Raw genomic sequence first — 26,326 nt, 5'->3', positions numbered from 1 at the left:
CTAGCGCCGGGAGCGTACGCGCAAGCCCGGCGAGGGCCGCTCCTGCAGCACGTCACGGCGGAAGCGGTAGAGCGCCGCCGGCCGTCCACCCGTCTGTGTCGACATCACGCCGGTCGGTTCGACCAGCGCTTCGGTCTCGACCAGGCGGCGGAAATTCTGCTTGTGCAGGTGGCGGCCGGAGATCGCCTCCACCGTGTACTGCAACTCAGTGAGTGTGAACTCGGCGGGCAAAAGTTCAAATATCACAGGGCGATACTTCAGTTTTGCACGCAACCTGGCAATTGCGGTGGCAAGGATCCGGCGGTGATCGAACCGCATCGAGGTGCCGAGCGCGGGCAGCGCCTTGCGCGCCAATGCCGCCGGGCGGCCGTCGCGTCGCGCCTCCTCGACGAGGCCAGCCTCGTACAGGAGCTCGTAGCGGTCGAGCACGCGCTCCTCGTCCCAGGTGGCGCCCTCGAGGCCGAAATAGAACCGCACGCGATCCCTGCGTGGCAATGCGCGCGTGGTCTCCGGCGTTTCCTCCTCGGCCCATTTGTTGAGCTCGGGGATGATGTCACGGGCGATGATCGCGGGCGGCGCCTCGCGCCAGTCTTCCCAGGGGAAGAAGCGATACCAGGGCTCGAAGCTCGCCGTAGTCGCTGCACCCTCGGCGGCGCGCGTCAGCGCGAGATAGCCGATCGACACCATATGCGCGCCGGTGTCGCGGGCTTCCGCATGACGGCCGCGATCGCCAAAAGTGTAGAGCTGCTCGACATAGCCGAGCCGTAATCCCGCCTGTTCCTCGACCCAGGCGCGCAGGCCGATCTCGAAAGTGCGATGGCTCGGCGCATCGAACGGACCGAACGGCAGTCCGGTCAAGCCGTCGCCGCGGCGTGCGGTAAGGACCAACGGTTCGTGATCTTCGATCGCGACGATCGCGGCAGTCAGGCCGATCTCGATCGGCGTCAGCAGCTTGTCGCTCATGCGGTGACGATCGCTGCTGTCATTCGAGCTCGATCACGAAGGGGCGGCCTTCGACCAGCATCTCGCCCGGGCCCATCTCGTCGAGTGCGCGCAGCATGCGGCCGTTGCGACCGAGCGCACAGTCGGCAAGGCTGACGATGCGCCGGTTCGGCGATGCGATCGGAGAAGCCGCGCGAATCTTCTTCGCGATCTCGATCTCGTCGCGATCGGGATTGAGCGCGCAGACGGCGGCGAACGCGCTTGCCGTGGATCGGCTGATGCCGGCATAGCAATGCACCACCAGCGGCGCGCCGCGGTCCCAGCCGCGCACGAAATTCAGCACCTGGTCGATATGCATCTCGGAGGGCGCGACAAAGCCGTCCATCTCCTCGATGATGTCGTCCATCGACACTTTGAGATGATTGGCAGGGAGCACCGACACCGGCCGCGCCACCTGCTCGACCTTGGCCATCACGGTCAGCACATGGCTGGCCCTGGTGCGGCGGACGGTTTCGGGAAGGGCGGCGAGCGAACAGACGTGGATCATGGCGGACCTTTTTGGTAATTATAGCCGGTGCCGTAGGGTGGGCAAAGCGAAGCGTGCCCACCACGTCTGCCGCAATCGCGAGAAGATGGTGGGCACGGCGCAAACGCGCCTTTGCCCACCCTACGAGACCTCCTGCGTAGGTGCTAAGCAAACACGGCGCCAAACCGTTCCAGAAACTGCTTCTCGGCCCGCGCCGCGGTCCAGGGCGTCAAATAGTCGCGCCGGACACTGTCGGAGAGGCCGGGGTCCCTGCCGAACAGGCGCTTGGCCTCGCTCTCGCTGAAGCCGGCGAGCTCGGTCGCCTCCAGAAAGGCCGCGCCGCGATCGGCGGCCTTGATCGCCAGCGTGATCTCGTCGGCGAGAACCGGCGGTAGGCCGAATCGGATGTGGATGGCGCTGAGCAGGCGCTTCTCCACGGCCTTGTAATGGCCATCGAGCACGGCCTTGAACGGCGAGATCATGTCGCCGATCACATATTCCGGCGCATCGTGCAGCAGTGCTGCGAGCCGCATGCGCTCATCGACGCGCGGCATTTCGTGCCGCAGCACGGTCTCCACCAGCAGCGTATGCTGCGCCACCGAGAAAATATGCGCGCCGATGGTCTGCCCGTTCCAGCGGGCGACGCGCGCGAGCCCATGCGCGATATCGCCGATCTCTACGTCAAGCGGCGAGGGGTCGAGCAGATCGAGCCGCCGGCCCGACAGCATGCGCTGCCAGGCGCGGGACTCTACGTCGCGTGAAGTCTTCCTGGCCGTCATTTGGCCTTGAGGCGCGGCTTGCGCTGCGTCTTGCCGCAGCTTGCGTGACAATGGCAGTCGACGAGATGGTCGTTGACCATGCCGGTCGCCTCCATGAAGGCGTAGACGATGGTCGGGCCGACGAACTTGAAACCGCGTGACGACAGGTCCTTCGAGATCTGCGCCGACAAAGGCGTGGAGGCCGGCACGCTCGCAGTGGTCTTGAAATTGTTGACCTTGGGCCGTCCGTCCATGAAGTCCCAGAGCAGCTTCGAGAAGCCCGGTCCCTTCTCCATGATGTCGAGATACGACTTCGCGCTCAGGATGGCGCCGTCGATCTTGGCGCGGTTGCGCACGATGCCGGCATCGTTCATCAGCGCGTGAACTTTCTTGTCGTTGTAGCGCGCGATCTTCTCAGGCTGGAAATCGTCGAAGGCTTTGCGGAAATTGTCGCGCTTGCGCAAAATCGTGATCCAGGAGAGGCCGGCCTGAAAGCCATCGAGGATCAGCTTCTCATAGAGCGCGCGGTCGTCATACTCAGGCACGCCCCATTCGGTGTCGTGATAGGCGACATAGACCGGGTCTTCGCCCGGCCAAGGGCAGCGGGTCTTTCCGTCGGGATGCAGGCGGGGAGCACGGCTCATGCGATAGGTTGCTTTGTGGGGATGCGGACGATTTCGGGTTCTGCCAGCCTCACGGCGAGGCCGCCAGCGGTGAGGGACTGACCGGCATCGAGCGCGTCCGCAACGCGGTCGATGCGCACCAGCGCGATGCCTTTGCCTTGAGCCGAAGAGCCCATGGTGCCGACGGACTTGTCCCCGGCCATAACAGTTACACCAGTCTCCGGAGAGAGGTCATCGAGCAGCACCTTCACGCTGCGGGTGCGCGCGGTGCCCCGATGCTGCATGCGCGAGACGACCTCCTGGCCGACATAGCAGCCCTTGTCGAAATCGACGCCCGCCAGACGATCCATATTGGTCTCATGCGGGAACGCATCGCTGTACATGAAATCGAGCCCGCCGCGCGGCACGCCGAGCGCGATGCGATGCGCCTCGTAGTCGGCGGCATCGACCAACTCGGCGCCGATCAGGTCGGAGAGCTTTTGCTTGAAATCCTCGGGGATCAGGATGCGAGTGCCAAGATGCTCATGGCGTGGATCGGCAAAGGAGAGATCCGGCTGCGTCGCCAGCTGGCCGTCCCAGGCCGCGAGCACGCCGAGATCGTCGGAGAGGTTGTCCACCGTCACCTTGGCGCGCAGCTTGTAGAATTTCAGCTTGGTGGCGAGGCCATCGGCCAGAGCCTTGGGGCAGTCGATCAGGAACTCGCTGCCATGGCCGGCGGGCACCTCCGTGATCAGGAAATCCACGATGATCTTGCCTTGCGGCGTCAGCAGCGCACCGAATCGCCCCAGGCCCGGCTTGAGCCTGTCGACATCGGTGGTGATGAGGCCGTTGAGGAAGTTGCGCGCATCCTCGCCCGCGACCTTGATCACGCCCCGGTCGGGAAGAAACGCTGATTTCATGCGAAAATCTCTTGCGACATGTTGCCCCGGAACGTAAGCCCGCAAGGCATAAACGACAAGACCTCGAGCCCTGCGCTTGGGGATGAGAGAGGCCTCCAGCCATGACCCAGCGCTTCGATGTGATCCTCAAAGGCGGCACCGTCGTCAACCAGGATGGCGAAGCTGTTCGCGATATCGGCATCACCAACGGGCGTATCGCCGAGCTGGGCCCGCTGTCGCAAGGCTCCGCCGCAGAGGTGATCGACTGCAAGGGCCTGCACATCCTGCCCGGCGTGATGGACACGCAGGTGCATTTCCGCGAGCCCGGGCTGGAGCAGAAGGAAGACCTCGAAACCGGCTCGCGCAGCGCCGTGATGGGCGGCGTCACCGCCGTGTTCGAGATGCCGAACACCTCGCCGCTCACGGTGACGGAGGCGACTTTCACCGACAAGGTCAAGCGCGCCCATCACCGCATGCATTGCGATTTCGCCTTCTTCATCGGCGGCACCCGCGAGAACGTGCAGGACCTGCCCGTGCTCGAACGCGCACCGGGCTGTGCCGGCGTGAAAGTGTTCATCGGCTCCTCGACCGGCGCGCTGCTGGTGGAGGATGACGAGAGCCTGCGCCGCATTTTTCAGGTGATCCGCCGCCGGGCGGCGTTCCATGCCGAGGACGAGTATCGTCTCAACGACCGCAAGTCGCTCCGCATCGAGGGCGATCCGCGCTCGCATCCGGTCTGGCGCGACGAGACCGCGGCGCTGATGGCGACGCAGCGTCTGGTCAAGCTCGCGCACGAGACGGGAAAACGCATCCACGTGCTGCACATCTCGACCAAGGAAGAGATCGAATATTTGCGTGACCACAAGGATGTCGCGTCCTGCGAGGCGACCCCGCATCATCTCACGCTGGTCGCGCCCGAATGCTACGAGCGTCTTGGCACGCTGGCGCAGATGAACCCGCCGGTGCGCGGCGCGGATCATCGCGCCGGCATCTGGCGCGGCATCGAGCAGGGCATCATCGACGTGCTCGGCTCCGACCACGCCCCGCATACGCTGGAAGAGAAGCAGAAGACCTATCCGGCCTCGCCCTCCGGCATGACCGGCGTGCAGACGCTGGTGCCGCTGATGCTCGACCACGTCAATGCGGGTCGGCTGTCGCTGGCAAGGTTCGTCGATCTCACCAGCGCCGGCCCCGCGCGCCTCTACAACATGGCCTGCAAGGGCCGCATCGCGGCCGGCTACGATGCCGACTTCACGGTCGTCGATCTCAAGCGCAGCGAAACCATCACCAACAAATGGGTGGCATCCAAGGCCGGCTGGACCCCTTATGACGGCGTCCGCGTCACGGGCTGGCCCGTCGGCACCTTCATCCGCGGCCGCCGCGTGATGTGGCAGGGCGAACTCGTGACGCCGTCGCAGGGCGAGCCGGTGCGGTTTCTGGAGACGTTGAAGCAGTAGGGCGCCGTAGCCTCGTCATTGCGAGGAGCGAAGCGACGAAGCAATCCAGAATCTCTCCGCAGAGACAGTCTGGATTGCTCCGCTGCGCTCGCAATGACGGGGGGAGGGGGCTACACTTCCTCTCGAACGGGAGTTCAGTCCGATGTCCCAGCCAAGAGCCGTTATCACCACCGAGCAACTTGCCTCAATCCTCAGCGACCCCAACCTCCGCATCTACGACTGCACGACCTACAACGAGCCGGTCCCGCCGGGGAGTGACGTGCCGTATCGCGCCGTCCCCGGTGACAAGACATTTGCGGCCGGCCACATCCCGGGTGCCGATTTCCTCGACCTGCAGGGTGAGTTCTCCGACATCTCGGCGCAGCAATTCTTCATGATGCCTGGCGTGGCCCAGCTCGAGGCCGGCTTCGGCCGCCACGGCGCCGACGCATCCAAGACCATCGTGCTCTACAGCATCGGCACGATGATGTGGGCGACGCGGTTCTGGTGGATGCTGCGCTCGCTCGGCGTCGACGCACAGGTGCTCGATGGCGGCTTCGACAAATGGAAGCAAGAAGGGCGGCCTGTCGAGACCGGCGCCCCAAAGGGCTATCCGGCCACGACCTTCAAGGCGACACCGCGTGCGGGCTTCTTCGTCGACAAGAATACCGTCAAGGCGCGTATCGGCGATCCTTCGACCGTGACCGTCAACGCACTCGGGCCGCAGTTTCACCGCGGCCTGGAGCCAAGCCGCTACGGCCGGCCAGGCCGGGTTCCCGGCAGCGTCAACGTGTCGGCTGCAACGCTCGTGAATGCCGACAAGACCCTGACCTCGCTTGGGGACGCCGAAGCCAAGTTCGCCGCTCAACGGGTTACGCGCGACAAGAACGTGATCCTGTATTGCGGTGGTGGCATCTCGGCGACGATCGACCTGTTTCTTCTGACGCAGCTCGGCTACGACAAGCTGACGCTCTACGATGCCTCCATGGGCGAGTGGGCGAGGGATCCGGCGCTGCCGATCGAGACGGATTAGGCGGGCAAGAAAGTCGGGAACCTTTGTCGCAGGCCCGCATCCAATGTCCGGAGCCAAGCACAACGAGCAGGTGACCACCATGCAACGGACCGCAGCCGGCCCGTCCGCCGGCACCAGATCATCGGAAGCCGAACTGGTCGACCGCGCGCGAGGCCGTGACGAGGCCGCGCTTCGCGAGATCATGCAGGCCAACAACCGCAGGCTTTACCGCCTCGCGCGCGGAATTTTGCGCAGCGACAGCGAAGCCGAAGATGTGGTGCAGGAAACCTATATCCGCGCCTTCACCCATCTCGACGGCTTCCGGGGCGAATCAGGCCTGTCGACCTGGCTGTCCCGCATCGCCATCAACGAGGCGCTTGGCCGGGCGCGCAGCGCCAAGCAGCATGTCGAGCTCGGCTCGGTGCCCGAAGCCACGCTGGAGGCGCAGATCATCAAATTTCCCGTTTCTCTTCCAGGCGATCCGGAAAGGACCATGGCCCAACGTGAAATCCAGCGCGTCGTCGAACGCGCCATCGACGAGTTGCCGGATGTTTTTCGCATGGTCTTCGTCGCGCGCGTCATGGAGGGCATGAACATCGAGGAGACCGCCGATCTGCTCGGCGTGAAGCCAGAGACCGTGAAGACGCGGCTGCACCGCGCCCGCACCATGCTGCGCGAGAATGTCGAGAAGGAGATCGGCCCGGTGATGATGGATGCGTTCCCGTTCGCCGGCTGGCGCTGCGAGCGTCTGACCGAAGCCGTGCTGAAGCGGCTCGGTGTCGGCGGCTAATTTTTTCGGGAACGTTTGCGCGAAACTCCCATCCAATTCCTGTGAAACATCGCCGGCAGACCGTCCGGCAGCACAGGAGTGTCAAATCATGTTCGTTCGTTGGAGCGCGGCGATCGCCGCAGCCATTCTGTTGTCCAGCCCCGTGCTGCTGCAAGGCGCGCGCGCTGCCGACAAGCTCACCGATCCGCAGATCGCCCACATCGCCTACACCGCCGGTGTGATCGACATCAATGCGGCCAAGCAGGCGCAGAAGAAAGCCAGGAGCAAGGACGTCAAGGCGTTTGCCGAGGACATGCTGCGCGACCACGAGGCGGTCAACAAGCAGGCGCTCGCGCTGGTCAAGAAGCTGAACGTCACGCCTGAAGACAACGACACCAGCAAGGCGCTGTCGAAGCAGGCGAGCGACAAGTTGGCTGAGCTCGACAAGCTCGACGGCGCGGCCTTCGACAAGGCCTATGTCGCGAACGAGGTCGCCTATCACAAGACGGTCAACAGCGCGCTCGAAACCCAGCTCATTCCGTCCGCCAGCAACGCCGAGCTGAAGAGCCTGCTGCAGACCGGCCTGAAGATCTTTCAGGGCCATCTGCAGCACGCCGAGCACGTCGCGGCTGAGCTGAAATAGGATGCGCAAGATGAAGCCGGGACGGCTCGCTTCGATCGCGCTTGCGGCCGCTTTCCTGCCGACGGTCGTCCCGGCACACGCCGCGACCATCGAGATCACGATGGAGAATCTCGTGATCTCACCGGCCGAGGTGTCGGCGAAAGTCGGCGACACCATCGTGTGGATCAACAAGGACGTCTTCGCCCATACAGCCACCGCGAAGAACGGTGATTTCGACGTGACGCTGCCGCCGAAGAAGTCGGCGACGTCAGTTCTGAAGAAGGCGGGGACGGTCGATTATTACTGCCGCTATCATCCCAACATGAAAGCGACGCTCAAGGTCGAGCCTTGATCAATGGCCCCGCCCGTGTGGCGGGGTCATTTTCGAAGAAGGGCTTACTGCCTTGCGAGGCAGACCGAGAATTCGCCGTTGCGAATGCGAGCGGGAAAACCTTCGACGAATTTCGCCACCGCGTCCTCGCCATAGGTGCCGACGAGTTCGGCGAGCGCCGCAAACAGGCTCGCCTGCGCCAGACAGTCGCCGTCGACGCCGTCATGGCGCGCTTCGGCCCAGGCCTCGTTGAGATAGCTCAGTGCGGCCTGCTTCTGCTCGTGATCGGGCAGCGGCGCGCGTGCGGGGGCGTAGGACACAGAATGGCTCATGAAACTCGATCAGGGCTGGGGCGCGATCCACGGCGATGCGCTGTGCAAGAGGTGTAGCACGCGCATTAACGACCGCTAGGCTACATCTTTAGGAACGGTTAACGGCTGTGTACAAAGTCGATGACAAGGTTCCCGCGCTCTCAGTTCGCGTAACGCGCCGTGAGATCGCGCGAGATCTTCGAGCCCTCCTCGACATAGCGGCGGATCGCCACCGTCGCGGCCGGCGTGCAGCTCCGATAGGTCTGCTGGAAACCGTTATAGCCGCGGTTGAAGGCTGCGATCATGCGGGTGCGGCGTTCGCCGGAGGGGGTTTCGGCATCGACCAGCGCCTGCATCTCGCTGCGCCATTTGTTGCCTTCGTTGGTGCCGCAGATGCCGCGCAGATAGTGCAGGCCGCCGAGGATCTCGGCCAGCCGCTGCAAATCGGGGTCGAACGGCGCCGCCACGTCCTGGGCCCGGGCGGGCACGGAAGCGCAGGCGAGAATCAGGGCAAAAATGGCCAGAAATCGCGTCGACATCGGCGGGCTGTATGCCCCCTCAGGGCCGATGACGCAAGGCGGGCGGTCAGGAGCCGATCAGCCTATGCGCCGACTGGATGATCTCCTCCAGCCCACCGGTCAGCTTGAGGTCACCGAGGCTGCCCAGAGCGTCCGGGGCGATCCAGCGGTAATCGTCGAGCTCGTCGTTCAAAGCCGGCTCCCTGGCCACCCAGCGGGCCGCAAAGGACATGATCATGTAATGGCCGGCACCGGGGGCGGCTGGCAGCACCTCGCGCCAGCCGGCAAGGCCGATGATCTCGATGGCGAGCGCGGTCTCTTCGTCGACCTCGCGGCTCAGTGCCTGGTGCAGCGATTCGCCGAACTCGACCCGGCCACCGGGCAGCGAGTAGAACCCCTTGGCGGGCGAGCGGGCGCGGCGGGTCAGCAGCACCTTGCCGTCGCGGAAGATGGCCGCGCTTACCGCGATCTGGGGGTGGGTCGGTTGGACAACAGCAGCCATATCTCTTCAGCTACCTGGGTCAGTTCGCCATGATGGTGTCGACGTCGGCTTCCGCGCCGCCATTGATAATGCCACCGCAGGCCGCGATCAGCGGCTTGACCCAGAGGGTGGCCTGCTCGGCGAGCTGGACGCGGGTCGTGTCTTTCTCGACCTCGCGCATGGCGGACCCGACCGCTGATAGAATCGAGGTCATGGCGTCGGTGATGTGGTCGAACTGGGCGCGCACGGATGGCTCGGCCTTCTCATAGGCCTCGATTGCCAGATCCCGTGCCTTGAAGTTCGAGGCCGTAAAATGCTCGGCGTAGGACAGCGGCGACCAGGTCAGAAAATCCTCGGCGCATTCCGGCATGTCCGGGACCATCTCCAGGAGCATCACGGCTTCATTGAAATGGTTGAGATAGTCGGTGGCAAGCCCGGTCCGCGGGTTGATGTTGGCCGCGCGCAGTCGTTCGGCCCAAGCTTGCGCCTCGGGGGCCGTCTGTACATGCGTCCGCGCGGATTGCGTGGCCATTGAGCTCATCCGCCGCAGTGTTAACGTTCGGGGTTAAAAGGACCTGAACAGACCCTATATAGGCGCCAGGATGTGTGGACGCTTCGTCATAACTTCGGCCCCCGCGGCTTTGCGGCAACTGTTCGGCTACATCGATCAGCCGAATTTCCCGCCCCGGTACAATGTCGCTCCGACACAACCGATTCCGGTCGTGTTGGTCGAGAACGGCGCGCGTCATTTTCGCCTGATGCGCTGGGGCCTGCTGCCGGGCTGGGTCAAGGATCCCAAGGGATTTACGCTGTTGATCAACGCCCGCTCCGAGACCGTGTTGGAGAAGCCCGCGTTCAAACGCGCGATTCGCCGGCGGCGCGGCCTGATCCCGGCCGACGGCTATTACGAATGGAAGTCCGTCGACGGCCGCAAGCAGCCGTTCTTCATCCGTCGCGCCGACGGTGCGCCGCTCGGCTTCGCAGCGGTGTTCGAGACCTGGATCGGACCGAACGGCGAGGAGCTCGACACGGTGGCGATCGTCACCGCGGCCGCGGGCGATGATCTCGCCGCGCTGCATGACCGCGTGCCCGTCACTATCAGTCCTCGCGACTTCGAGCGCTGGCTCGATTGCAGCAGCGACGAAGTCGATGCGATCATGCCGCTGATGACCGCCCCGCGCCTCGGCGAATTCGCCTGGCACCCGGTCTCCACCCGCGTCAACCGCGTCGCCAATGACGACGATCAGCTGCTGTTGCCGATCAGCGCGGAGGAGATGGAGGCCGAGGTAGAGAAGCCCAGGAAGGCCGTGCGGAAGGTTGCGTCCGGTTCGATGGATGACGGGCAGGGGTCGTTGTTCTGATCACGGTGCCGTAGGGTGGGCAAAGCGACGCGTGCCCACGCATTTTTTGCGATGGAGAGAGGTCGTGGGCACGGCGCGCTGCGCCATTGCCCACCCTACGGCAGCGGAGTTTTAGACGATCTCCTTTGCCCTTAACGCCGCGATCTCCGCCTTATCGAACCCCAGCTCGCTCAGCACCGCATCCGTATCCGCGCCAAGCTCCGGCGCCATGCGATCGAGCTTGCCGCCGCCATGGGCGAGCTTGAATCCACTCCCGGCAAAGCGCAGGCGGCCGTAGGGCGTATCCAGCTCCTGGATTGCGCCGCGCGCCTTGATCTGCGGATGATCGATGACCTCCTCGACCTTCCAGATGCTGGCGCAGGGCGCGCCTGCGTCCTCCAGAATCGTCTCCCATTCGCGTGCCGGTTTCGCCGCGAGCGCCTCCTCGATGATGGCGCGCAGGGCGGGCTCATTCTCATTGCGGGAAAACCAGTCGGCGAAGCGCGGATCGGACAGCGCATCCTCGCGGTCGAGCGCGGACATCAGCGCGCGGTATTGTTTTTCGTTGTTGACGGCGAGCAGGATGTGGCCGTCGCCGCATCGAAACAAATTCGCGGTGGTCCGACGGCTCACCGCCTGGTTACCTGAAAGCTGCTGGCGATGGCCGGCGACCGACCAGTCCGCGATCTGGCCGGACAGAAACGCCATCGTCGCCTCCAGCATGGAGACGTCAATGAGCTGGCCTTTGCCGGTGCGGTCGCGCTGGTAGAGCGCGCTCGACACGCCGAACGCAGCTGTCGCGCCCGAGAGCACGTCGCACACCGCAAAGCCCGCGCGCGTCGGCCCTGTTTCCGGATGCCCGGTGATCGCCATGATGCCCGAGAGCGCCTGCATCTTGCCGTCATAGCCGGGCCGCAGGCGGTCGGGGCCGGTCTGGCCAAAACCCGACACCGCGCAATAGATCAGCTTGGGATTGATCGCCGACAAGGCCTCATAGCCGATGCCGAGCTTGTCCATCACGCCCGGGCGGAAATTCTCCATGACGACGTCGACGGTCGCGGCGAGCTTCTTCACGATCGCGATCGCATCGGGCTTTTGCAGATCGAGCGTCAGGCTGCGCTTGTTGCCGTTGATGGCCTGGAACGCCGGCGCCAGCCCGCGCTCGGCCCATTCACGGCTGAGCGGCGTGCGGCGCATGTCCTCGCCCTCGCGCCGCTCGACCTTGATGACATCAGCGCCCAGCAGCGCGAGCTGGTAGCTCGCATAGGGGCCGGCCAGCACTTGCGTGAAGTCCAGAATCTTCACGCCCTCGAACGGTCGCGTCACGTCGCTCTCCCTTGTTGTTTTGTTTGGCGGAGGACGTCAGGCGGCGCGATTGCCGCGCGCGATCTCCTTCTGCTTGTCGAATTCGGCGCGGCGGCGTGCCAGCTCTTCCGGCGAAAGCTGTGCGACATTGTTGTAGTCGAGCTTCCACGACGCGTCCTCGCTCCAGCGCAGCGGCGACTGCATCGTGGTCTGCGCGCCGCTCGCGGTCTCCAGCAACCGCAGCGCCAGCTCGAGCGTCTGCGCCTGCGAGGCGACGTCATGCGGCTTGCCGGCGGAATTGCCGAGCGGAAAGTCCGAGAACAGGAAGCGCGGCACGGCGGCGTGCTCGATGATGTCCTTGGCGCAGCCCATCACCACGGTCGGAATGCCGTTGGCCTCGAGATGGCGCGCCACCAGTGCCGTGGTCTGATGACATACCGGGCAGTTCGGCACCAGCACGGCGACGTCGACCTTGTCGGCAATGCAGCGCGCCAGAATCTCCGGCGCATCGGTGTCGAGCGTGACGCGATGGCTGCGGTTGGTCGGCGCGCCGAAGAAGCGTGGCGCGACCTCGCCGATGCGGCCTGCTGCTTGCGCCTTCAACAGCTGGGGCAGCGGAAACCAGGTGCCGTTGTCGGTCGCCGAAGTGTGCTTGCGGTCGTAGCCGATATGCGAGATGCGCAGATCGTTTGGCTGCGACGTATCGCCGTCATAGACCTGATAGAATTTCGCGCCGCCGTTATAGGCCGCACCCGGCCCCTGGTCGCCCTTGCTCGGATCGTACGGCGCAGCGGTCGTGATGATCGTGACGCGCGATTGCGAAAGCGGCTTCCTTAGCTTCTGAAGCGGCGCCTCGGTGTAATGCGCCCAGCGATAGGCCGTGGTGTAGCCGATCGCGGTGTAATAATCCCGCGTGCGCTGCATATAGGGGACGGGGGAATCGTAGTCGGGCGCAAAGCCGAATTCGTCGTCGCGCGAAGCGGACATGGGCGCGTCTCCTGGTTCTCAATTAGGGCCAGACTAGAGATAGTCGGCGGTTTGCTCAACAGGCGCCACGGCTGCGCAGGTCAGAATTGCCGCCCTGGCGGGGCTACCTGAAAATATGCAGCGCCGCGTATTGCAGCAGCATGATCGCCTTGGCGTCGATGATCCCTCCGTCGGCGATCATCGCCAGGGCATCGTCGATGCCGAGCTCCAGCACCTCGATGTCCTCGCCCTCATGCTCGAGGCCGCCGCCGGCGCTGACCCGCATTTCGGGCTCGTATTCAGCGACGAAGAAATGCAGTTTTTCCGTGATGGCACCGGGGCTCATGAAGGCCTCGAACACCTTGTGGACGTCGTGCAGGCGATAGCCGGTTTCCTCTTCGGCCTCGGCGCGGATGCGCACCTCGGGAGAGGCATCGTCCAGCACGCCGGCGGCGGCTTCGATCAGGAGATCGTCGTAGCCGCGGATGAAGGCCGGCAGGCGGAACTGGCGCACCAGGATCACGCTGCGCCGTGCGCGATTGTAGGGCAGGATGGCGGCGGCGTTGTCGCGCTCATAGGTTTCGCGGTGTTGCGTCTGCCATTCGCCACTCGCGCGGCGATACTCGAACGTGGTGGTCTTCAGCGTGGTCCAGCCGTCCGAGAGCACGTGGACGTCCTTGATGCGGACGCGGTCGGAAATGGTCATGACTGTCTTCCGGATATGATTACGACTGGCGGCCGTCGAGCCATTTCTGGAACATCACCGAGGTCGATTCTTCGAAGCCGAGCGACTGGTAGAACGCATTGGCCGGCGCATTCTCGCGGCGAACCAGCAGCTGAAGTTTTGCGATGCCGGCGGCGCGCAGCCAGTCTTCGCCCGCCGCCATGATCGCCCGGCCATAGCCGCGCTTGCGTCCATCCGGATCGACCGCAACGTAATAGACCCAGCCGCGATGACCGTCATGGCCGACCATGACGGTCGCGACGATCGCGCCACCATCGCGGCCGACCAGCACCGTCGAATTGTCGCGCCGACGCGCAAGTGCAATGTCGGCATGCGGATCGTTCCACGGCCGCGTCAGGCCGCAGCGCTGCCACAGCGCCACGACATTTTCGACGTCGGCGTCATTGATGGCGTCGATCGTAAGCGCGCTCACAGCACCTTCCCCGGATTCATGATGCCGTGCGGATCGAGCATCGCCTTGATCGCGCGCATCAGCTCGATCGCGGTCTTGTCCTTGACGTCAGGCAGCTCATCGCGTTTCAGCACGCCGATGCCGTGCTCGGCCGAGATCGAGCCCCCCATGCGCAGCACGATCTCGAATACAACAGCGTTCATCTCGTGCCAGCGCGCCAGATAATCCGCGGTGTTGGCGCCGATCGGCTGGCTGACATTGTAGTGCAGATTGCCGTCGCCGAGGTGGCCGAACGGCACCGGCCGCGCGCCGGGGATCAGCTTCACCACGGCGGCGTTGGCCTCCTCGATGAAGGCGGGCACGGCGGCCACGGGAACGGAGATGTCGTGCTTGATCGAGCCGCCTTCGGGCTTCTGCGCCGACGACATCTCCTCTCGCAGCTTCCAGAAGCCGTTGCGCTGGGTGAGGTTGGCCGCGATGACGGCGTCGTCGACGATCTCCTCTTCCATGGCGCGGGCCAGGATCGTCTCCAGCGGCGTGCGGGCGTCGTCGCCGGGAGAGGACAATTCCATCAGCACGTACCAGGGATGCTTCTCTGCGAGCGGATCGCGCACGTCGATGCCGTGGCGGACCGAAAAATCGACGGCCATCTCAGAGAGCAGCTCGAAGCTCGTCAGTGCGTTCGCGGCCTCGCTCTGCGCGATCGTGAGCAGCTTCAGCGCCGCCGTTGGCGACTTCAGCCCGACATAAGCGGTCTCGATCGCCCGCGGCTTCGGAAACAGTTTCAACGTCGCCGCGGTGATGATGCCGAGTGTGCCTTCCGCGCCGATGAAGAGATTGTGCAGATTGTAGCCCGTATTGTCCTTCTTCAGCTTCGATAGCACGTTGAGCACGCGCCCGTCGGCGAGCACTACTTCCAGGCCAAGCGCCATCTCGCGCGCGACGCCATAGGCGAGCGCGGCAGTTCCGCCGGCATTGGTCGAGAGATTGCCACCGATGGTGCAGCTTCCTTCCGCACCGAGCGACAGCGGAAACAGCCGGTCCACGTCGGCTGCCGTCTGCTGCGCGATTTGCAGCACCACGCCGGCCTCGCAGGTCATTGTGTTGGAGGCGGTGTCGACCTCGCGGATCTTGTCCAGGCGCCGCAGCGACACCACCACCTCGCCATTGTGCGGCGTCTGTCCGCCGACGAGCCCGGTGTTGCCGCCCTGCGGCACCAGCGCGATCTTTTGCGCGGAAGCGAGCTTGCAGATATCGGACACTTCCGCCGTCGAGCCCGGGCGCAGCACCAGCGGCGAGCGGCCGTGAAACAGATTGCGCTCCTCGGTGACGTAAGCCTGGATGTCGGCCGCATCGGTGATGGCGTGCTTGTCGCCGACGATCTTGCGAAATTGTTCGATCAGCTCGGGCGCAAGCGGCGGGGTGGCGGATTGATTGATGTTCATGTCGTCTTCTTTCATTCCGCTTTCTAGCGCGCAACTGCCGCGCGCCGCAGCCGGTCGTTGATCGCTTCGCCCAGATCTTGTTCGGGGATCGCCATCACGGCGATCGCCCGCGGGCTCTTCGCATCAAGAGCGCGAAGATAGCCGAACAGATTGGCAGCGGCTTCATCGAGATCGGCCGTGGGCGACAAATTCATGACAGCAGCGGCGGCTTCCTGGCCGGGCAGGGGCACAGGCCCGAACGCCAGCAGCGCTTCGCCCGGCGCGACATCCCGCACGTTGAGCCGCACGGCCGCGCGCGGCGCGTAATGCGAGGCCAGCATGCCCGGCGCCAGCGGTTGGTTATCGTCGCTCCCGGTCTCCACCAGAGGCCGCGCCAGGGGCACGCCGAGCACGGCCTCGATCCGTTCGCGCGACAGTCCGCCCGGCCGCAGCAGCATCGGCGCCTCGAAGCAGCCGACAATGGTCGATTCGACGCCAACCGCGACCGGCCCGCCGTCGACGATCAGGTCGATCCGCCCCGCAAGGTCGCTCTCCACATGTGCCGCCAGCGTCGGCGAGACGTGGCCCGAAATGTTGGCGGATGGCGCCACCACGGCGCCGCCAAAGGCACGCAGGATCGCTTCCGCCACGGGATGGGCGGGAATGCGGATCGCGACGGTGTCGAGGCCGGCGGTGGCAAGCTCCGCCACCGGGCAATCGTCCGTTTTCGATACCACCAGCGTCAGCGGCCCCGGCCAGAACGCCTCGGCAAGCCTCAAGGCACGCGCATCGAACCGCCCGATCCGCCGCGCGGCGGCGAGGTCGGCAACATGGGCAATCAGCGGATTGAAGGCCGGGCGGCCCTTGGCGGCGTAGAGATGGGCGATCGCGGTCGCGTTCGCCGCGTCCGCGCCGAGCCCGTAGACCGTCTCGGTCGGGAACGCCACCAGCCCACCCGCGGCCAAAATCCGGGCGGCGGCTTCCGCGCCGGCCGCGCCAGCCGGCAAAATCGACGTTTCAAGACCCGTTTTCACAGGGACAAAATTCCTCAGCTCGGCCGCTTGCGGTGCGTCAAACCCGACGCTATAAGCCGGCCTCTTGTCGGAGTGTGGCTCAGCCCGGTAGAGCACTGCGTTCGGGACGCAGGGGTCGCAGGTTCGAATCCTGCCACTCCGACCATTCTTCCAAAAGTTGACGTTTTCCAGAGGCTTGGCGGACCGGCCGCCGAGGCCTCGGGAGCGCCTTTTTGCAACGATTTTGAGGGCGGGTCCACGGCCGATTTGGCCGGGCAGGGCGGCTTGTTGCAGCGGCATGGCTCTGGCGCTGCTCGGTGAGTCAGAGGATTACCTCCGCTCTACCCATCCTACAGTGTTCATTTAACGCGAACGGCGCGGCCGAGATTGACCGCGCCGCTGTGACCTTGCGGTATAGGGTATCAGTACTCGTAGGGTGCGTAGGCCGGTGCGCCCCAGCGGGGCTCGTCATATCCATAACCGGGCCGCTGATAGCCGTAGGTGTTGGTGCGATGCCAAGCGCCGATGCGACCGCATTGGCCCACGCCGGCCATCAACTGTCCGCCGTTCATGGCTGGTCCGGCGGCGCCGACAGCCTGTCCGCTCGGAGGGGTGCACGCGCCTGGACCGCGTCCCGCGGCGAGGCTGGGGCTTGCAATCGCGAGCGGCAAGATCGTGGCCATTAGTGCGGCCGTGCTCACAAGTTTCATACGTGTCATGGTTGTCTCCATGTTTCGGTTCGACAGGGGACCAATCCCTGCTGCCTCGGACCAATCCCAGCTGCCTCCACGCGTTCCTTGCGGAACGGTCGCGATTTCGCGAGCAACAAGGGTTTCCTCGGTGCGTCTCGGCACACCGTGGTCCATTCACGTGAACGCGTCCTGGCGAACGCGCACCATCATCTGCGCGTTACCAGCACGCCCAGCAGAAACGCCACCATCAGCGACGGCAGTGGCGCTTCGCGCACCATGCCACGAACGATGTCCGGCCAATGCGGGTCGGGCACAAGTTTTGGCGACCTGATTTCAGCCGCCGGCGCGATGCCCCACTCTGACGCGAGGTCGGCGATCTCGCTTTTCGCCAGACGCACGCCGTCACGGATGCGGAAGATCGCGGTGTCCGCGCGTTCGCGTGCTGCAAGCAGCATCACCGTCGTGATCGCCGTGCGCAGCGTCATCTCGCCAAAACCTTGCAGCCTCACCGACTCCTCGGGATCGGACGTCATGCGAATTTCCTCACAACGCGAAGTGGTGCGCGATGGTGAAAGCCATCGTTGCACACAGGACCAGCGTGGAAACCGCGCCGGCCACACCGCGCGCGAGATGGGTTCGCGTCAGGTGCCTGGTCATGATTTTGCTCCATGCTCTCCCATGGAAATGGCGGGGCACCCGCGTTGGTTCCCTGGCCACCTACGAACCGTTGAAGTCCGACTATTTCCGCAGCAATTCCCGCAGCGCCGCCGTCGCCTCGGCGCAGCGGATGTCGTCGATCTCCCGCGACAGGCCGAGCGCGCTCGATTTCAGCTCGTCGACCCTCCAGCTCTCGGGATGCTGGCTCTCGAGCTGGTTCAGTCGTTTATTCAAATCGTCCAATTTGGACTGAAGCTGCCCGATGCTGGCGGCTCCATTCACGTTCCACACACGTTGTGCACGCATCGTCGATCCCCTGATAGTCTCACGGTGTTGTGAGCAGGGTTCGTGGCCGCAATGGGCGTTTCTTTTGTCCGGTCTTAGATCGTTGGGAACCGTTGCAGATTGGCAACGAAAGTTCCGTGCCTGCACGGCGTGGAAGACCGCAACATTACAATTTGTCGTCAGCCTTTTCCGCATGACGGGAGCCGCGAGGGCGCGAAGGTGTGTCTGCGATTCAAACGCGAACCGGAAGAGCGAACCTACTGCCTCATACTCCGTCATTGCGAGCGCAGCGAAGCAATCCAGAGTCTTCCGGCAAGCACTCATCTATCCCCGTCATCCTGAGGTGCTCGCCTCTTCGGCGAGCCTCGAAGGGCGACGGCCCGGCTGCATCGGGGCCGTTCATCCTTCGAGGCTCCCGGCGCGATGCCATGCATCGCGCCACTCGCACCTCAGGATGACGGGTCTGACAGTGCCGCCATGCCAGTCAGCTTTCCCATCAATCACAACCCGTGTCTTGATTCGGAAACAATCGTTCCCTATTATCCCGCAATGCAAAAAGCCGCTCGCCAATCCCAGCCTGCCGCCCAGCCTCCCGGCCGTCCCCGGGAGTTTGACATGGATACCGCACTGGACGGCGCGATCCGGGTGTTTTGCGAGCGCGGTTATCATGCCACCTCGATCGGGGACCTCACGGCGGCCATGCGGCTTGCCACCGGCAGCGTCTACAAGGCGTTTCGCGACAAGCATGCCGTGTTCCTCGCCGCCTTTGAGCGCTACGCCGCGGTACGGGGCAAGCAGACCCGCAGTGCGGCCGCGCGCGGCGCGAACGGCCGCGAAAAGCTGTGCAACGTGCTGCTGTCCTATGTCGAGCACTCCCAGGGCCCCGAGGGGCGCCGCGGCTGCATGGTGGTCGGCAGTGCGGTCGAGCTGTCGGCAGTCGATCCGGTGATGCGTGCGCGCGTTACGGCGCAGCTCAAGACCAACGAGAGCTTCATCGCCGGCCTCATTCGTGAGGGGCGGGCCGATGGCTCGATCCCGGACCATGTCGAAGCCGATGATACCGCGCGGCTGATGATCTGCCTGACGCAAGGCCTGCGCGTCGTCGGCAAGGCGCGCCTGCCGCTCGACGGCGAGCGCCTGGTCGGCGTCGCGATGAAACTGCTTGCCTGAATTCTTGTCAAATTAGGAAATGATCGTTTCCTATATCTGGAGACGATGACGTGTCGGAGAGTTTGGAATGACGATGAATGCCACGATCGACGCCGCACCCGCACCCGGGCCGGATGCCGTGTCGCAACGACTGACCTTCGTGCTTGCCGCGGCCTGTGGCATGGTCGCCGCCAACATCTACTACGCCCAGCCGCTGATCGCCCCGATCAGCGCCGCGCTCGGTCTCTCGCACGCAGCCGCCGGCCTGATCGTGACCATGACGCAGGTCGGCTATGGCACCGGCTTGCTGTTCATCGTGCCGCTCGGCGATCTCGTCGAGAACCGCACGCTGATCTGCACCGTCATCACGCTTGGTGCGGCGGCGCTGCTGGCGGCCGCGTTTGCGACCCATGCGCTGCCATTCCTGATCGCGGCACTGTTCATCGGCCTCGGCTCGGTCGCGGTGCAGATCATCATTCCCTATGCCGCGCATCTTGCGCCGGAGGCCATTCGCGGCCGTGTCGTCGGCAACGTCTCGACCGGATTGATGCTCGGCATCATGCTGGCGCGGCCGGTGTCGAGCCTCGTCACCGCGGCGCTGTCGTGGCATGCGGTTTTCTTCTGCTCGGCGGCGTTGATGATCGTACTCGCGATCGTGCTGCGTCTCACGCTGCCGAAGCGCAAGCCGGTTGCACGGATGCATTACGGCGAACTGCTGCTCTCGATGCCGCATCTGGTGCGCACCACGCCGCTGCTGCGGCGCCGCGCGCTCTACCAGGCCGGCCTGTTCGGCGCCTTCACGCTGTTCTGGACGGTGGTGCCGCTTCAGCTTGCCAGCCAATTCGGCTTCGCCCAGAGCGGCATCGCGCTGTTCGCGCTCGCCGGCGTGTCCGGCGTGTTCGCGGCGCCGATCGCAGGCCGGCTCGCCGATCGCGGCCATAGCCGCATCGCCACGATCGCTTCGATGCTGTTCGTCACGCTGGGCTTCCTGGTGACGCATGTCGGCGGGGCTGGATCGATGCTCAACCTCGCCTGCCTGGTTGTGGCGGCGATCGCGATCGATTTCGGCGTGCAGGGCAATGTCGTCCTCGGCTTTCGCGCCATCTTTGTGCTCGGGCACGAGCACCGCAGCCGCCTCAACGGGCTCTATATGGCGACGTTCTTCGCGGCCGGTGCGGCCGGATCCGCGCTCGGGACCTGGGCGTTCGCGCAAGGCGGCTGGACGCTGGCCTCGGCCATTGGCCTTGCGCTGCCCATCGCGAGCCTGGTCTATGCGGCAACCGAATAAAGGTACGATTGTGTGCCGTGGCAGTTTACCAAGCCTCGGTGAGGGGCCCGAAGGGTGCAATTTCCACCTCGCGGATTCCCTGCAGCTGTAGTACTTTGGTCGCAAGCGGCCTGGTTAATGGCGGCGGGGGGAGGCCTTATGAGGCGTGCGGAACTGTATGGCGTACCGCGAGTACGGCCATGGTCGTGGCAGGCGTTTCTGCTCGGATTTGTCGTCGTCGCGGCATCAGCTGCGCTCCAAGGCGCCTGCGTCGCCTTCGGCGCGAAGCTTTATTTTGCGGCGTTCCTGCCCAGCCTGTTCGTGCTCGGCATTGTCGCAGGCGCACCGGCGGCGGTGTTCGCCGCACTGCTCACCATTCCGCTGGTGTGGTGGGCGTTCATGCCGCCATTCTTCGAAGTAGGCCCGTTGACCACTGCCGACGCCGATTCCATCAACCTGTTCTTCCTGCTCGCGGTGCTTCTGATCGGCCTCGCCGACCTCTGCCGCAAGGCCACGACCATCGTCAGTCGCGGCGGATTGAAGTCGTCCGGCGAGAGCGCAGCAACGAATTCGCAATAAACGGGGCTTGCGCCGAGCGTGCGCGTTGCACGCGCGCAACAGTCCGGCAACCATCCGCGCGGTTGGATCGCGCCGCTAACTTTTCAAAAAAGATTTGGCCGCAATTTCTCCCGCGGGACTATGAGGGAGTTTTCGACATGAACGGCCAGATCAACGGGCACGCCATCTTTGAGAACGTGCGCCGCTACCGCGGCATCGCATCGCTCTATCGCCAGACCGCGGCGTTTCGGCCGCGCCAGCGCTGGTCGCTGCTTGAGCAGGCCAGCGAGTGGGAAGCCCGCGCGCTGTCGGAGCTGGAAGCCTATTTTGCTGTCCGTGCGGATTACGCCACGCCGCTTGCTGCCTAAGCGTTAACCATCCGACGCGAACGTCAGCGACGAGACCGCTGACGTTCTCCGCGATAGAAGGTCAGAACCTGTAACTCGCCTGCACCCTCACCGTGCGCCCCTGGCCCGGTGAGATGTTATTGTTGCCGTCGGCGGAGGCCCAATAGCCGCGGTTGAAGATGTTCTCGATCGTCAGTTGCGCGCGCCAATTGGCATCGATCGTGACGTAGACGCCGGCATCGAAGCGCACAAAGCTTGGCAGCCGCACCGTATCGTCGGACGAGGCAAAGGAATCACCGAAATAGATGATACCGAGCGCCGCCGCCCACATCGGCGTGAACTGGTACTTGTTCCACCATGCGAACTGATTGTACGGCACCAGCTGCACCCGGTTGCCCGGCACGACGGTCGCCGATGTCGCACTGGTGATCTTCGCATCCGTATAGGCATAGCCGAGCGAGGACTGCCATTGGTCGGTGACGTAGCCGACGAGGCTCGCCTCGAAGCCGCGTGTCAGCGTGGCTCCGGACGCGAAGAAGAAGCCGGGGTTGTTGCCGTCGGCAATTGGCTGATTGGTGCGGTTGAGATTGTAGATGGCCGTCGAGAACAGGAGCTTCGGGTTGATGTTCCACTTCATCCCGACCTCGGTGTTCGCGAACTTCTGCGGCTGCAGGATCAGCGTGCCGTCTGTCAATGACGAGAACTGATCGCCGGAAGCGGGTAAGTAGGAGACGCTGTAGGCGGTATAGATCGACATGCTCTCGATCGGTTTGACGATCAGAGCCGCCTGCGGCGACACCAGATTGTCAGTGCGGTTGCGGCTGATGTTGGTGTTCATGTCCACCGCCGACATCTCGAACCGGTCGAACCGGGTGCCCACGATGAGTTGCAGCGCGCGCGAGAATTCGATGGTGTCGCGCAGATAGCCGGACTCGATGTTCAACCCGTATTTGCTGTTGGAGTCCGGTGTGGTGACGCCGTCGGCATTCACGGCTGTGAAGTGATGGACGAAGTTGACCGGCCCGAAATAGGTCGGCGCGAACGGGTTCTGCACGATGGTATTGGTGCCGTTCGGGAAGACGCCGGTGTTACGGATGTCGGCGCCGGTCTGGCGGCCGAACTCGGTGCCGAAGCCGACGGTGTGCGCGATCGGACCGGTCCAGCCCTTGTAGGTGAAATCGGTCTGGTTGAAGACATTGTCGCGGTTGGTCGTATGCTGATAGGCGCCGAGATTGACCGCGGTGTCGGCCGCATTGACCGCGCCGGCGAGGGCGCCGCCCACCGGATAGACGTTCTGATAGAACTTCTGGTAGTCGGCCGCGATGGTGCCGTTGCGCACCGTCAAGCCGTTCTGGAAATCGTGCTCGATGATCGCCATGCCGGTCTGCACAGTTGCCTGCGCGGTGTTGAGGCTCGGGCTGCCGAAGAAGGTCTGGAAATTGCCGTTCGGCGCAAACGGCGTCGTCGGATTGAACCGCGTGACGCCGCCGGAAAGGCTCTGCGAGGGATTGCCGCGATCGGCGGTGCGGCCGTCGTGGTAATATTCGTAGGACAGCTTGACCTTGGTGAAATCGTCGGGCTTCAGCGTAACGGTCGGGTTGATGCCGTAGCGTTCGAGATGGTTGAAGTCGCGGAAAGCATCGCTGCCCTCGTAAAACACGTTCAGCCGCGCCGCGACGTTCTCGTTGATAGCCTGGCCTGCATCGAGCGTGACGCGGCGGTCGCCCCACGATCCCGTCTGCGCGGTCGCCTCGTAGACGCGGGTGCCGTCGGCCTCCTTGAGCGTGCGGTTGAGCAGGCCGCCGCCGGCGCCGCGGCCGAATGTGATCGCGCTCGGGCCCTTCAGCACCTCGATGCTCTGGGCGTTGTACATGTCACGGAAATACTGGACGTCGTCGCGAAAGCCATTGACGAAGAAATTCGCGCTGGAATCGACGCCGCGGATGACGAGTTCGTCGCGATTGCCCTCGCCCTGGTGGACGGCGACGCTCGGCACGTAGCGGGTGACGTCGGTCAGGCCCTGGTAGTTCTGGTCGCGGATCTGCTCGTGGGTGATGATGGCCAGCGATTGCGGGATGTTGACGATTGGCGTGTTGCTCTTGGTGGCAACGGAGGTGCTGTTGGTGAAATAGCCGACCGTGCCGGTGCGCGCATCCTGCGATTGCGCGAACGGTTTTGGCTCGGGAAGCGCCTCCGGTCGCCGCGCCGTCTGTGTCCGGCGCGACCTTGTGCTGCCCGACCGGCGCGACGCCGTGGACGAATTGGAGCGGCGCTGCGCCTCGGGGGCCGTGACATTGACGGGTGGAAGCGTTGCGCCCGGCGCCGACTGCGCGAGGGCCTGTGGACTGGCGAAGAATGCGCCTGAAGCCATCAATGCGGCCAGCACTCTGCCGGCGACCTTGCGACTGGAAACTTGGCCAGCACGAGACAATAGTTCTCCGTTGGCTGCGATGCGGTTCATCGCGCCCTCCCTTGCACTTCAAAGCTCGCCCGAATTCCCCAAGGATGCGGCCGGATGCTGGGCAAGACGCATCCGTGCACGCGAAGTCACTGCGTGCATGAACACGTTGGGCGTTCAGCAATTCCGGGACATCAGATTTGAATCGTTCGAAACGTTTTGGGTTCCGGCGATCCGGTCGCGAGCAGGACCCGTGACGACTACGGAGTTGCCCCGCGGCCCGCGCGTGCTAGCAACACGCTTGGATCTCCTTCACGACGGCCGGGGGCGCGCGATGACTATTTTGAACCGCATCTTCACGACAGAGCGCCTCCTCCAGATCATCGTCATTCTGGCGGCGACGGTCGCGATGAAGCTGATGGGCTAAGCACCGGCGGCGCTAGCGCGTGCCGAAGTCGGGCACGTCCGGCAGATAGTTCGCTCCCTCCGAGCCGAGGAAGTCAAACATCGCCTGCGCCGGCGGCAGCAGCACTTTGTCGCTGCGGCGGATCACATACCATTGCCGGATGATCGGCAGGCCCGCGACGTCGAGTACGATGAGGCGGCCTTCGGTGAGTTCATGCGCCACCGTGTGGGCCGAGATGAAGGCGATGCCGAGGCCTGCGATCACCGCCTGCTTGATGGTCTCGTTGCTGCTCATCTCCATGCCGATGATCGGCTCGAGATCGGACTTCTGGAACATCCCCTCCATCAGCGTGCGCGTGCCAGATCCGGGCTCGCGGGTGAGGAAGGTCTCGTGCACGAGGTCGGTCAGGTTGAGGCCTGAATCCTTCTCCAGCCAGTGTCCCTTGCGCGCGACGATGATGTGCGGATTGCGCCCGAGCTGGCGCACATCGACGCTGACGTCGGCCGGCGGCCGACCCATCACGGCGAAATCGAGTTCGTAACCGTGCATGGCCTCGCGGATCTCCTCGCGGTTGCCGATCGTCAGCTTGATCTCGACCTTCGGTGAGCGCTTGGAAAATGCCGCGATCGCGTGGGGCACGAAATATTTCGCGGTTGAGACCGCGCCGAGATGCACCGTGCCACCGGTCCTGCCCGCAAGCAGGTCGAGTGCGCCCTGGCAATCCGTGATCGCGGCTTCGACGCGCTCGGCGAGCGTCAGCACCTCCCGGCCAGCCTCCGTCAGTAGCATGCCGTCGCCGGTCCGCTGCACCAGAGGCAGGCCGGCGAGGTCCTGGAGCTGCCGCAACTGCTGCGTCACGGCCGGTTGGGTCAGCCCGAGCTGGGTCGAGGCCGCGGTGACGCTGCCCCTGGCCGAAAGCGCCGCAAGCGAGCGCAACTGCCGGATCGTCAGATGCCGGAGCTGGGTCGCATGGCCGGGGCCATTATAAGAAAATTCTTTGGCACTCATTATGAATAGAAATTTTCCTTATTAAGCCGGCCCTGTCAATCTCTTCGTGCTGGGACCGACCGCACAGCCTCCCGCCGAGGAAGGAACTGGATGCGGCGCCAGCAAGGGGATGGACGCAGATGACCGGGCAACTCAGGTTGGACGACCACCTTCAACGCTATTCCGAGACGGCGCCGCATGCGCTGGCCGTCGCGGCCGCGGTCGATGCCATCGCCGCGGCGGCAATCGAAATCTCCGACCTCATCGCCACCGGCGATCTCGCGGACGCCTCGGGCCTCACCACCGGTCGCAATTGCGACGGCGACATCCAGCGCGATCTCGACGTGCAGGCGGATGCGATCCTGCGTCGCTGCCTCGGCAAGCTAGCGATCGCAGCACTGGCGTCGGAGGAGATGCGCGAACCGCAGATCGGAGACCGCGAGGCCAAGATCTGCGTCGCGATCGATCCGCTCGACGGTTCCTCCAACATCGATCTCAACATGACCGTCGGCACGATCTTCTCGATCCTGCCTGCGCCGGACGATCTCGGTCTCGCCTTTCATCAGCGCGGGTCCGCGCAACTGGCGGCCGGCTTCATCACCTATGGGCCCCAGACTTCGCTAGTGCTGACGCTCGGTGACGGCGTCGAAATCTTCACCCTCGACCGCAGGGCCGGCTGCTTCCGTCTCGCGCGCAGCGCCGTGCAGATCTCCGAGGCCTGTGAGGAGTTCGCGATCAACATCTCCAACCGCCGCCATTGGGATTCGCCGGTGCGCGCCTTCATCGACGAATGCCTCGCCGGCGTCGATGGGCCCGCCAATCACAATTTCAACATGCGCTGGATCGGCTCGCTGGTCGCGGAGGCCTACCGCATCCTCACCCGCGGCGGCGTATTCCTCTATCCCTCGGATGCACGCCCCGGCTATGGCGACGGCCGTCTGCGCCTCGTCTACGAGGCACACCCGATGGCTTACATCATCGAGCAGGCGGGCGGCTCGGCCTCGACCGGACGCGAGCGCATTCTCGATCTCTCAGCGCAAAACCTGCACCAGCGCGTGCCGCTGGTCATGGGCTCGAGCAACGAAGTGCGGCGTGTCGCTGAACTGCACTGCGATCCGCTGGTGGTCGCGAGCGTCTCCGCACCGCTGTTTGCGCGGCGCGGCTTCTTCCGGCTGTGAGCGAGGTGACT

Annotated in this window: 31 protein-coding genes and 1 tRNA gene; 12 read left to right on the top strand and 20 right to left on the bottom strand. The window is 64.5% G+C overall.

Annotated elements, in window-relative coordinates:
* The 5 genes from ABIA96_RS02905 to ygfZ all read right to left on the bottom strand — a co-directional run bounded on the left by ABIA96_RS02905 (position 1) and on the right by ygfZ (position 3,748).
* Positions 1-963, bottom strand: a complete 963-nt coding sequence (locus tag ABIA96_RS02905; RefSeq protein WP_354135499.1) for an NUDIX hydrolase — start codon at positions 961-963, stop codon at positions 1-3.
* A gap of 19 nt (positions 964-982) precedes the next feature.
* Entirely contained in the window at positions 983-1,489 is a 507-nt protein-coding gene (locus ABIA96_RS02900; RefSeq protein ID WP_354135498.1) for a tyrosine phosphatase family protein, read from the bottom strand.
* 143 nt (positions 1,490-1,632) lie between these two features.
* Positions 1,633-2,247 carry a YfbR-like 5'-deoxynucleotidase gene (locus ABIA96_RS02895; RefSeq protein WP_354135497.1) on the bottom strand — a complete coding sequence of 205 codons (615 nt, stop codon included), beginning with the start codon at positions 2,245-2,247 and terminating at the stop codon, positions 1,633-1,635.
* Positions 2,244-2,870: a DNA-3-methyladenine glycosylase I gene (locus tag ABIA96_RS02890; RefSeq protein ID WP_354135496.1), complete on the bottom strand. Its 627-nt coding sequence runs from the start codon at positions 2,868-2,870 to the stop codon at positions 2,244-2,246. Before ABIA96_RS02890 ends, ABIA96_RS02895 begins: the two co-directional genes overlap by 4 nt.
* Positions 2,867-3,748, bottom strand: coding sequence for a CAF17-like 4Fe-4S cluster assembly/insertion protein YgfZ (ygfZ, locus tag ABIA96_RS02885; RefSeq protein ID WP_354135495.1), 882 nt, complete (start codon positions 3,746-3,748; stop codon positions 2,867-2,869). The genes ABIA96_RS02890 and ygfZ overlap by 4 nt, the downstream gene beginning before the upstream one ends.
* A 101-nt stretch (positions 3,749-3,849) precedes the next feature.
* On the opposite strand from ygfZ, the gene ABIA96_RS02880 reads away from it, so the two are divergent.
* The 5 genes from ABIA96_RS02880 (at position 3,850) to ABIA96_RS02860 (ending at position 7,918) form a co-directional block, all read left to right on the top strand.
* Entirely contained in the window at positions 3,850-5,184 is a 1,335-nt protein-coding gene (locus ABIA96_RS02880) for a dihydroorotase (RefSeq protein WP_354135494.1), read from the top strand.
* Positions 5,185-5,326: 142 nt separating this feature from the next.
* Positions 5,327-6,196, top strand: a complete 870-nt coding sequence (locus tag ABIA96_RS02875) for a sulfurtransferase (protein WP_354135493.1) — start codon at positions 5,327-5,329, stop codon at positions 6,194-6,196.
* Between the two features lie 79 nt (positions 6,197-6,275).
* Positions 6,276-6,965, top strand: a complete 690-nt coding sequence (locus tag ABIA96_RS02870) for an RNA polymerase sigma factor (RefSeq protein WP_354135492.1) — start codon at positions 6,276-6,278, stop codon at positions 6,963-6,965.
* A gap of 88 nt (positions 6,966-7,053) precedes the next feature.
* Complete coding sequence (locus ABIA96_RS02865) at positions 7,054-7,587, top strand: DUF4142 domain-containing protein (RefSeq protein ID WP_354135491.1); 534 nt, start codon at positions 7,054-7,056, stop codon at positions 7,585-7,587.
* 10 nt (positions 7,588-7,597) lie between these two features.
* Positions 7,598-7,918 (top strand): cupredoxin domain-containing protein, encoded by a 321-nt coding sequence (locus ABIA96_RS02860; protein WP_354135712.1) that lies wholly within the window; start codon positions 7,598-7,600, stop codon positions 7,916-7,918.
* 44 nt (positions 7,919-7,962) lie between these two features.
* Here the strand turns inward: ABIA96_RS02860 and ABIA96_RS02855 are convergent, their stop codons facing one another.
* From ABIA96_RS02855 to ABIA96_RS02840, 4 genes are all read right to left on the bottom strand, one after another.
* On the bottom strand, positions 7,963-8,229 hold the full coding sequence (locus tag ABIA96_RS02855) for a hypothetical protein (protein WP_354135490.1): 267 nt from the start codon (positions 8,227-8,229) through the stop codon (positions 7,963-7,965).
* A 140-nt stretch (positions 8,230-8,369) separates the two neighbouring features.
* Entirely contained in the window at positions 8,370-8,747 is a 378-nt protein-coding gene (locus ABIA96_RS02850; RefSeq protein WP_354135489.1) for a TIGR02301 family protein, read from the bottom strand.
* Positions 8,748-8,793: 46 nt separating this feature from the next.
* On the bottom strand, positions 8,794-9,228 hold the full coding sequence (locus ABIA96_RS02845) for an NUDIX hydrolase (protein WP_354135488.1): 435 nt from the start codon (positions 9,226-9,228) through the stop codon (positions 8,794-8,796).
* 19 nt (positions 9,229-9,247) lie between these two features.
* A complete protein-coding gene (locus tag ABIA96_RS02840) occupies positions 9,248-9,748 on the bottom strand; it encodes a hypothetical protein (protein WP_354135487.1) in 501 nt (166 codons plus the stop codon).
* 61 nt (positions 9,749-9,809) lie between these two features.
* Between ABIA96_RS02840 and ABIA96_RS02835 the strand changes: the two genes are divergently transcribed.
* On the top strand, positions 9,810-10,568 hold the full coding sequence (locus tag ABIA96_RS02835; protein WP_354135486.1) for an SOS response-associated peptidase: 759 nt from the start codon (positions 9,810-9,812) through the stop codon (positions 10,566-10,568).
* Between the two features lie 111 nt (positions 10,569-10,679).
* Here the strand turns inward: ABIA96_RS02835 and ABIA96_RS02830 are convergent, their stop codons facing one another.
* The 6 genes from ABIA96_RS02830 to ABIA96_RS02805 form a co-directional block, all read right to left on the bottom strand.
* The gene (locus ABIA96_RS02830; RefSeq protein WP_354135485.1) at positions 10,680-11,873 is read right to left on the bottom strand and encodes a CaiB/BaiF CoA transferase family protein; all 1,194 of its coding nucleotides are present in this window, start codon (positions 11,871-11,873) and stop codon (positions 10,680-10,682) included.
* A 36-nt stretch (positions 11,874-11,909) separates the two neighbouring features.
* The gene (locus ABIA96_RS02825) at positions 11,910-12,839 is read right to left on the bottom strand and encodes a glycine reductase (RefSeq protein ID WP_354135484.1); all 930 of its coding nucleotides are present in this window, start codon (positions 12,837-12,839) and stop codon (positions 11,910-11,912) included.
* A gap of 103 nt (positions 12,840-12,942) precedes the next feature.
* Entirely contained in the window at positions 12,943-13,524 is a 582-nt protein-coding gene (locus ABIA96_RS02820) for an NUDIX hydrolase (RefSeq protein WP_354135483.1), read from the bottom strand.
* 19 nt (positions 13,525-13,543) lie between these two features.
* Positions 13,544-13,975: a GNAT family acetyltransferase gene (locus tag ABIA96_RS02815; RefSeq protein ID WP_354135482.1), complete on the bottom strand. Its 432-nt coding sequence runs from the start codon at positions 13,973-13,975 to the stop codon at positions 13,544-13,546.
* Entirely contained in the window at positions 13,972-15,399 is a 1,428-nt protein-coding gene (locus ABIA96_RS02810) for an FAD-binding oxidoreductase (protein WP_354135711.1), read from the bottom strand. Before ABIA96_RS02810 ends, ABIA96_RS02815 begins: the two co-directional genes overlap by 4 nt.
* Before the next feature lie 23 nt (positions 15,400-15,422).
* Complete coding sequence (locus tag ABIA96_RS02805) at positions 15,423-16,412, bottom strand: L-threonylcarbamoyladenylate synthase (protein WP_354135481.1); 990 nt, start codon at positions 16,410-16,412, stop codon at positions 15,423-15,425.
* 68 nt (positions 16,413-16,480) lie between these two features.
* On the opposite strand from ABIA96_RS02805, the gene ABIA96_RS02800 reads away from it, so the two are divergent.
* A tRNA-Pro gene (locus ABIA96_RS02800) sits at positions 16,481-16,557 on the top strand.
* Between the two features lie 256 nt (positions 16,558-16,813).
* Here the strand turns inward: ABIA96_RS02800 and ABIA96_RS02795 are convergent.
* From ABIA96_RS02795 to ABIA96_RS02785, 3 genes are all read right to left on the bottom strand, one after another.
* A complete protein-coding gene (locus tag ABIA96_RS02795) occupies positions 16,814-17,110 on the bottom strand; it encodes a hypothetical protein (protein ID WP_354135480.1) in 297 nt (98 codons plus the stop codon).
* Between the two features lie 179 nt (positions 17,111-17,289).
* A complete protein-coding gene (locus ABIA96_RS02790; protein ID WP_354135479.1) occupies positions 17,290-17,616 on the bottom strand; it encodes a hypothetical protein in 327 nt (108 codons plus the stop codon).
* Positions 17,617-17,821: 205 nt separating this feature from the next.
* Positions 17,822-18,046, bottom strand: a complete 225-nt coding sequence (locus ABIA96_RS02785; RefSeq protein ID WP_354135478.1) for a hypothetical protein — start codon at positions 18,044-18,046, stop codon at positions 17,822-17,824.
* Between the two features lie 594 nt (positions 18,047-18,640).
* On the opposite strand from ABIA96_RS02785, the gene ABIA96_RS02780 reads away from it, so the two are divergent.
* From ABIA96_RS02780 to ABIA96_RS02765, 4 genes are all read left to right on the top strand, one after another.
* Positions 18,641-19,195 (top strand): TetR/AcrR family transcriptional regulator, encoded by a 555-nt coding sequence (locus tag ABIA96_RS02780; protein ID WP_354135477.1) that lies wholly within the window; start codon positions 18,641-18,643, stop codon positions 19,193-19,195.
* A 67-nt stretch (positions 19,196-19,262) separates the two neighbouring features.
* Positions 19,263-20,462: an MFS transporter gene (locus ABIA96_RS02775; RefSeq protein ID WP_354135476.1), complete on the top strand. Its 1,200-nt coding sequence runs from the start codon at positions 19,263-19,265 to the stop codon at positions 20,460-20,462.
* Between the two features lie 138 nt (positions 20,463-20,600).
* Entirely contained in the window at positions 20,601-21,020 is a 420-nt protein-coding gene (locus tag ABIA96_RS02770) for a DUF4118 domain-containing protein (RefSeq protein WP_354135475.1), read from the top strand.
* Between the two features lie 137 nt (positions 21,021-21,157).
* Positions 21,158-21,367 (top strand): hypothetical protein, encoded by a 210-nt coding sequence (locus ABIA96_RS02765; RefSeq protein ID WP_354135474.1) that lies wholly within the window; start codon positions 21,158-21,160, stop codon positions 21,365-21,367.
* A 61-nt stretch (positions 21,368-21,428) separates the two neighbouring features.
* Here ABIA96_RS02765 and ABIA96_RS02760 read toward each other — a convergent pair whose 3' ends face one another.
* Both ABIA96_RS02760 and ABIA96_RS02755 read right to left on the bottom strand, forming a co-directional pair.
* Positions 21,429-23,807: a TonB-dependent receptor gene (locus ABIA96_RS02760; RefSeq protein ID WP_354135473.1), complete on the bottom strand. Its 2,379-nt coding sequence runs from the start codon at positions 23,805-23,807 to the stop codon at positions 21,429-21,431.
* A gap of 376 nt (positions 23,808-24,183) precedes the next feature.
* Positions 24,184-25,158 carry a LysR family transcriptional regulator gene (locus ABIA96_RS02755; protein WP_354135472.1) on the bottom strand — a complete coding sequence of 325 codons (975 nt, stop codon included), beginning with the start codon at positions 25,156-25,158 and terminating at the stop codon, positions 24,184-24,186.
* A gap of 119 nt (positions 25,159-25,277) precedes the next feature.
* Between ABIA96_RS02755 and ABIA96_RS02750 the strand changes: the two genes are divergently transcribed.
* On the top strand, positions 25,278-26,315 hold the full coding sequence (locus ABIA96_RS02750; RefSeq protein WP_354135471.1) for a class 1 fructose-bisphosphatase: 1,038 nt from the start codon (positions 25,278-25,280) through the stop codon (positions 26,313-26,315).
* Positions 26,316-26,326: the final 11 nt, after the last annotated feature.

Origin of the sequence: Bradyrhizobium sp. LB11.1 (genome assembly GCF_040549385.1) — a bacterium.
Classification (GTDB): domain Bacteria; phylum Pseudomonadota; class Alphaproteobacteria; order Rhizobiales; family Xanthobacteraceae; genus Bradyrhizobium.
The sequence above is the reverse complement of the archived record's forward strand: the minus strand, read 5'-3'. Positions and strand labels throughout refer to the sequence as shown.

Coding starts and splice junctions, on each gene's coding strand:
- ABIA96_RS02870 (WP_354135492.1), top strand. CDS start 6,276: ATGCAACGGACCGCAGCCGGCCCGTCCGCCGGCACCAGATCATCGGAA.
- ABIA96_RS02860 (WP_354135712.1), top strand. CDS start 7,598: ATGAAGCCGGGACGGCTCGCTTCGATCGCGCTTGCGGCCGCTTTCCTG.
- ABIA96_RS02875 (WP_354135493.1), top strand. CDS start 5,327: ATGTCCCAGCCAAGAGCCGTTATCACCACCGAGCAACTTGCCTCAATC.
- ABIA96_RS02845 (WP_354135488.1), bottom strand. CDS start 9,228: ATGGCTGCTGTTGTCCAACCGACCCACCCCCAGATCGCGGTAAGCGCG.
- ABIA96_RS02820 (WP_354135483.1), bottom strand. CDS start 13,524: ATGACCATTTCCGACCGCGTCCGCATCAAGGACGTCCACGTGCTCTCG.
- ABIA96_RS02905 (WP_354135499.1), bottom strand. CDS start 963: ATGAGCGACAAGCTGCTGACGCCGATCGAGATCGGCCTGACTGCCGCG.
- ABIA96_RS02765 (WP_354135474.1), top strand. CDS start 21,158: ATGAACGGCCAGATCAACGGGCACGCCATCTTTGAGAACGTGCGCCGC.
- ABIA96_RS02835 (WP_354135486.1), top strand. CDS start 9,810: ATGTGTGGACGCTTCGTCATAACTTCGGCCCCCGCGGCTTTGCGGCAA.
- ABIA96_RS02795 (WP_354135480.1), bottom strand. CDS start 17,110: ATGACACGTATGAAACTTGTGAGCACGGCCGCACTAATGGCCACGATC.
- ABIA96_RS02790 (WP_354135479.1), bottom strand. CDS start 17,616: ATGACGTCCGATCCCGAGGAGTCGGTGAGGCTGCAAGGTTTTGGCGAG.
- ABIA96_RS02865 (WP_354135491.1), top strand. CDS start 7,054: ATGTTCGTTCGTTGGAGCGCGGCGATCGCCGCAGCCATTCTGTTGTCC.
- ABIA96_RS02755 (WP_354135472.1), bottom strand. CDS start 25,158: ATGAGTGCCAAAGAATTTTCTTATAATGGCCCCGGCCATGCGACCCAG.
- ABIA96_RS02760 (WP_354135473.1), bottom strand. CDS start 23,807: ATGAACCGCATCGCAGCCAACGGAGAACTATTGTCTCGTGCTGGCCAA.
- ABIA96_RS02890 (WP_354135496.1), bottom strand. CDS start 2,870: ATGAGCCGTGCTCCCCGCCTGCATCCCGACGGAAAGACCCGCTGCCCT.
- ABIA96_RS02780 (WP_354135477.1), top strand. CDS start 18,641: ATGGATACCGCACTGGACGGCGCGATCCGGGTGTTTTGCGAGCGCGGT.
- ABIA96_RS02895 (WP_354135497.1), bottom strand. CDS start 2,247: ATGACGGCCAGGAAGACTTCACGCGACGTAGAGTCCCGCGCCTGGCAG.
- ABIA96_RS02775 (WP_354135476.1), top strand. CDS start 19,263: ATGACGATGAATGCCACGATCGACGCCGCACCCGCACCCGGGCCGGAT.
- ABIA96_RS02850 (WP_354135489.1), bottom strand. CDS start 8,747: ATGTCGACGCGATTTCTGGCCATTTTTGCCCTGATTCTCGCCTGCGCT.
- ygfZ (WP_354135495.1), bottom strand. CDS start 3,748: ATGAAATCAGCGTTTCTTCCCGACCGGGGCGTGATCAAGGTCGCGGGC.
- ABIA96_RS02785 (WP_354135478.1), bottom strand. CDS start 18,046: ATGCGTGCACAACGTGTGTGGAACGTGAATGGAGCCGCCAGCATCGGG.
- ABIA96_RS02810 (WP_354135711.1), bottom strand. CDS start 15,399: ATGAACATCAATCAATCCGCCACCCCGCCGCTTGCGCCCGAGCTGATC.
- ABIA96_RS02840 (WP_354135487.1), bottom strand. CDS start 9,748: ATGAGCTCAATGGCCACGCAATCCGCGCGGACGCATGTACAGACGGCC.
- ABIA96_RS02750 (WP_354135471.1), top strand. CDS start 25,278: ATGACCGGGCAACTCAGGTTGGACGACCACCTTCAACGCTATTCCGAG.
- ABIA96_RS02855 (WP_354135490.1), bottom strand. CDS start 8,229: ATGAGCCATTCTGTGTCCTACGCCCCCGCACGCGCGCCGCTGCCCGAT.
- ABIA96_RS02900 (WP_354135498.1), bottom strand. CDS start 1,489: ATGATCCACGTCTGTTCGCTCGCCGCCCTTCCCGAAACCGTCCGCCGC.
- ABIA96_RS02770 (WP_354135475.1), top strand. CDS start 20,601: ATGAGGCGTGCGGAACTGTATGGCGTACCGCGAGTACGGCCATGGTCG.
- ABIA96_RS02825 (WP_354135484.1), bottom strand. CDS start 12,839: ATGTCCGCTTCGCGCGACGACGAATTCGGCTTTGCGCCCGACTACGAT.
- ABIA96_RS02880 (WP_354135494.1), top strand. CDS start 3,850: ATGACCCAGCGCTTCGATGTGATCCTCAAAGGCGGCACCGTCGTCAAC.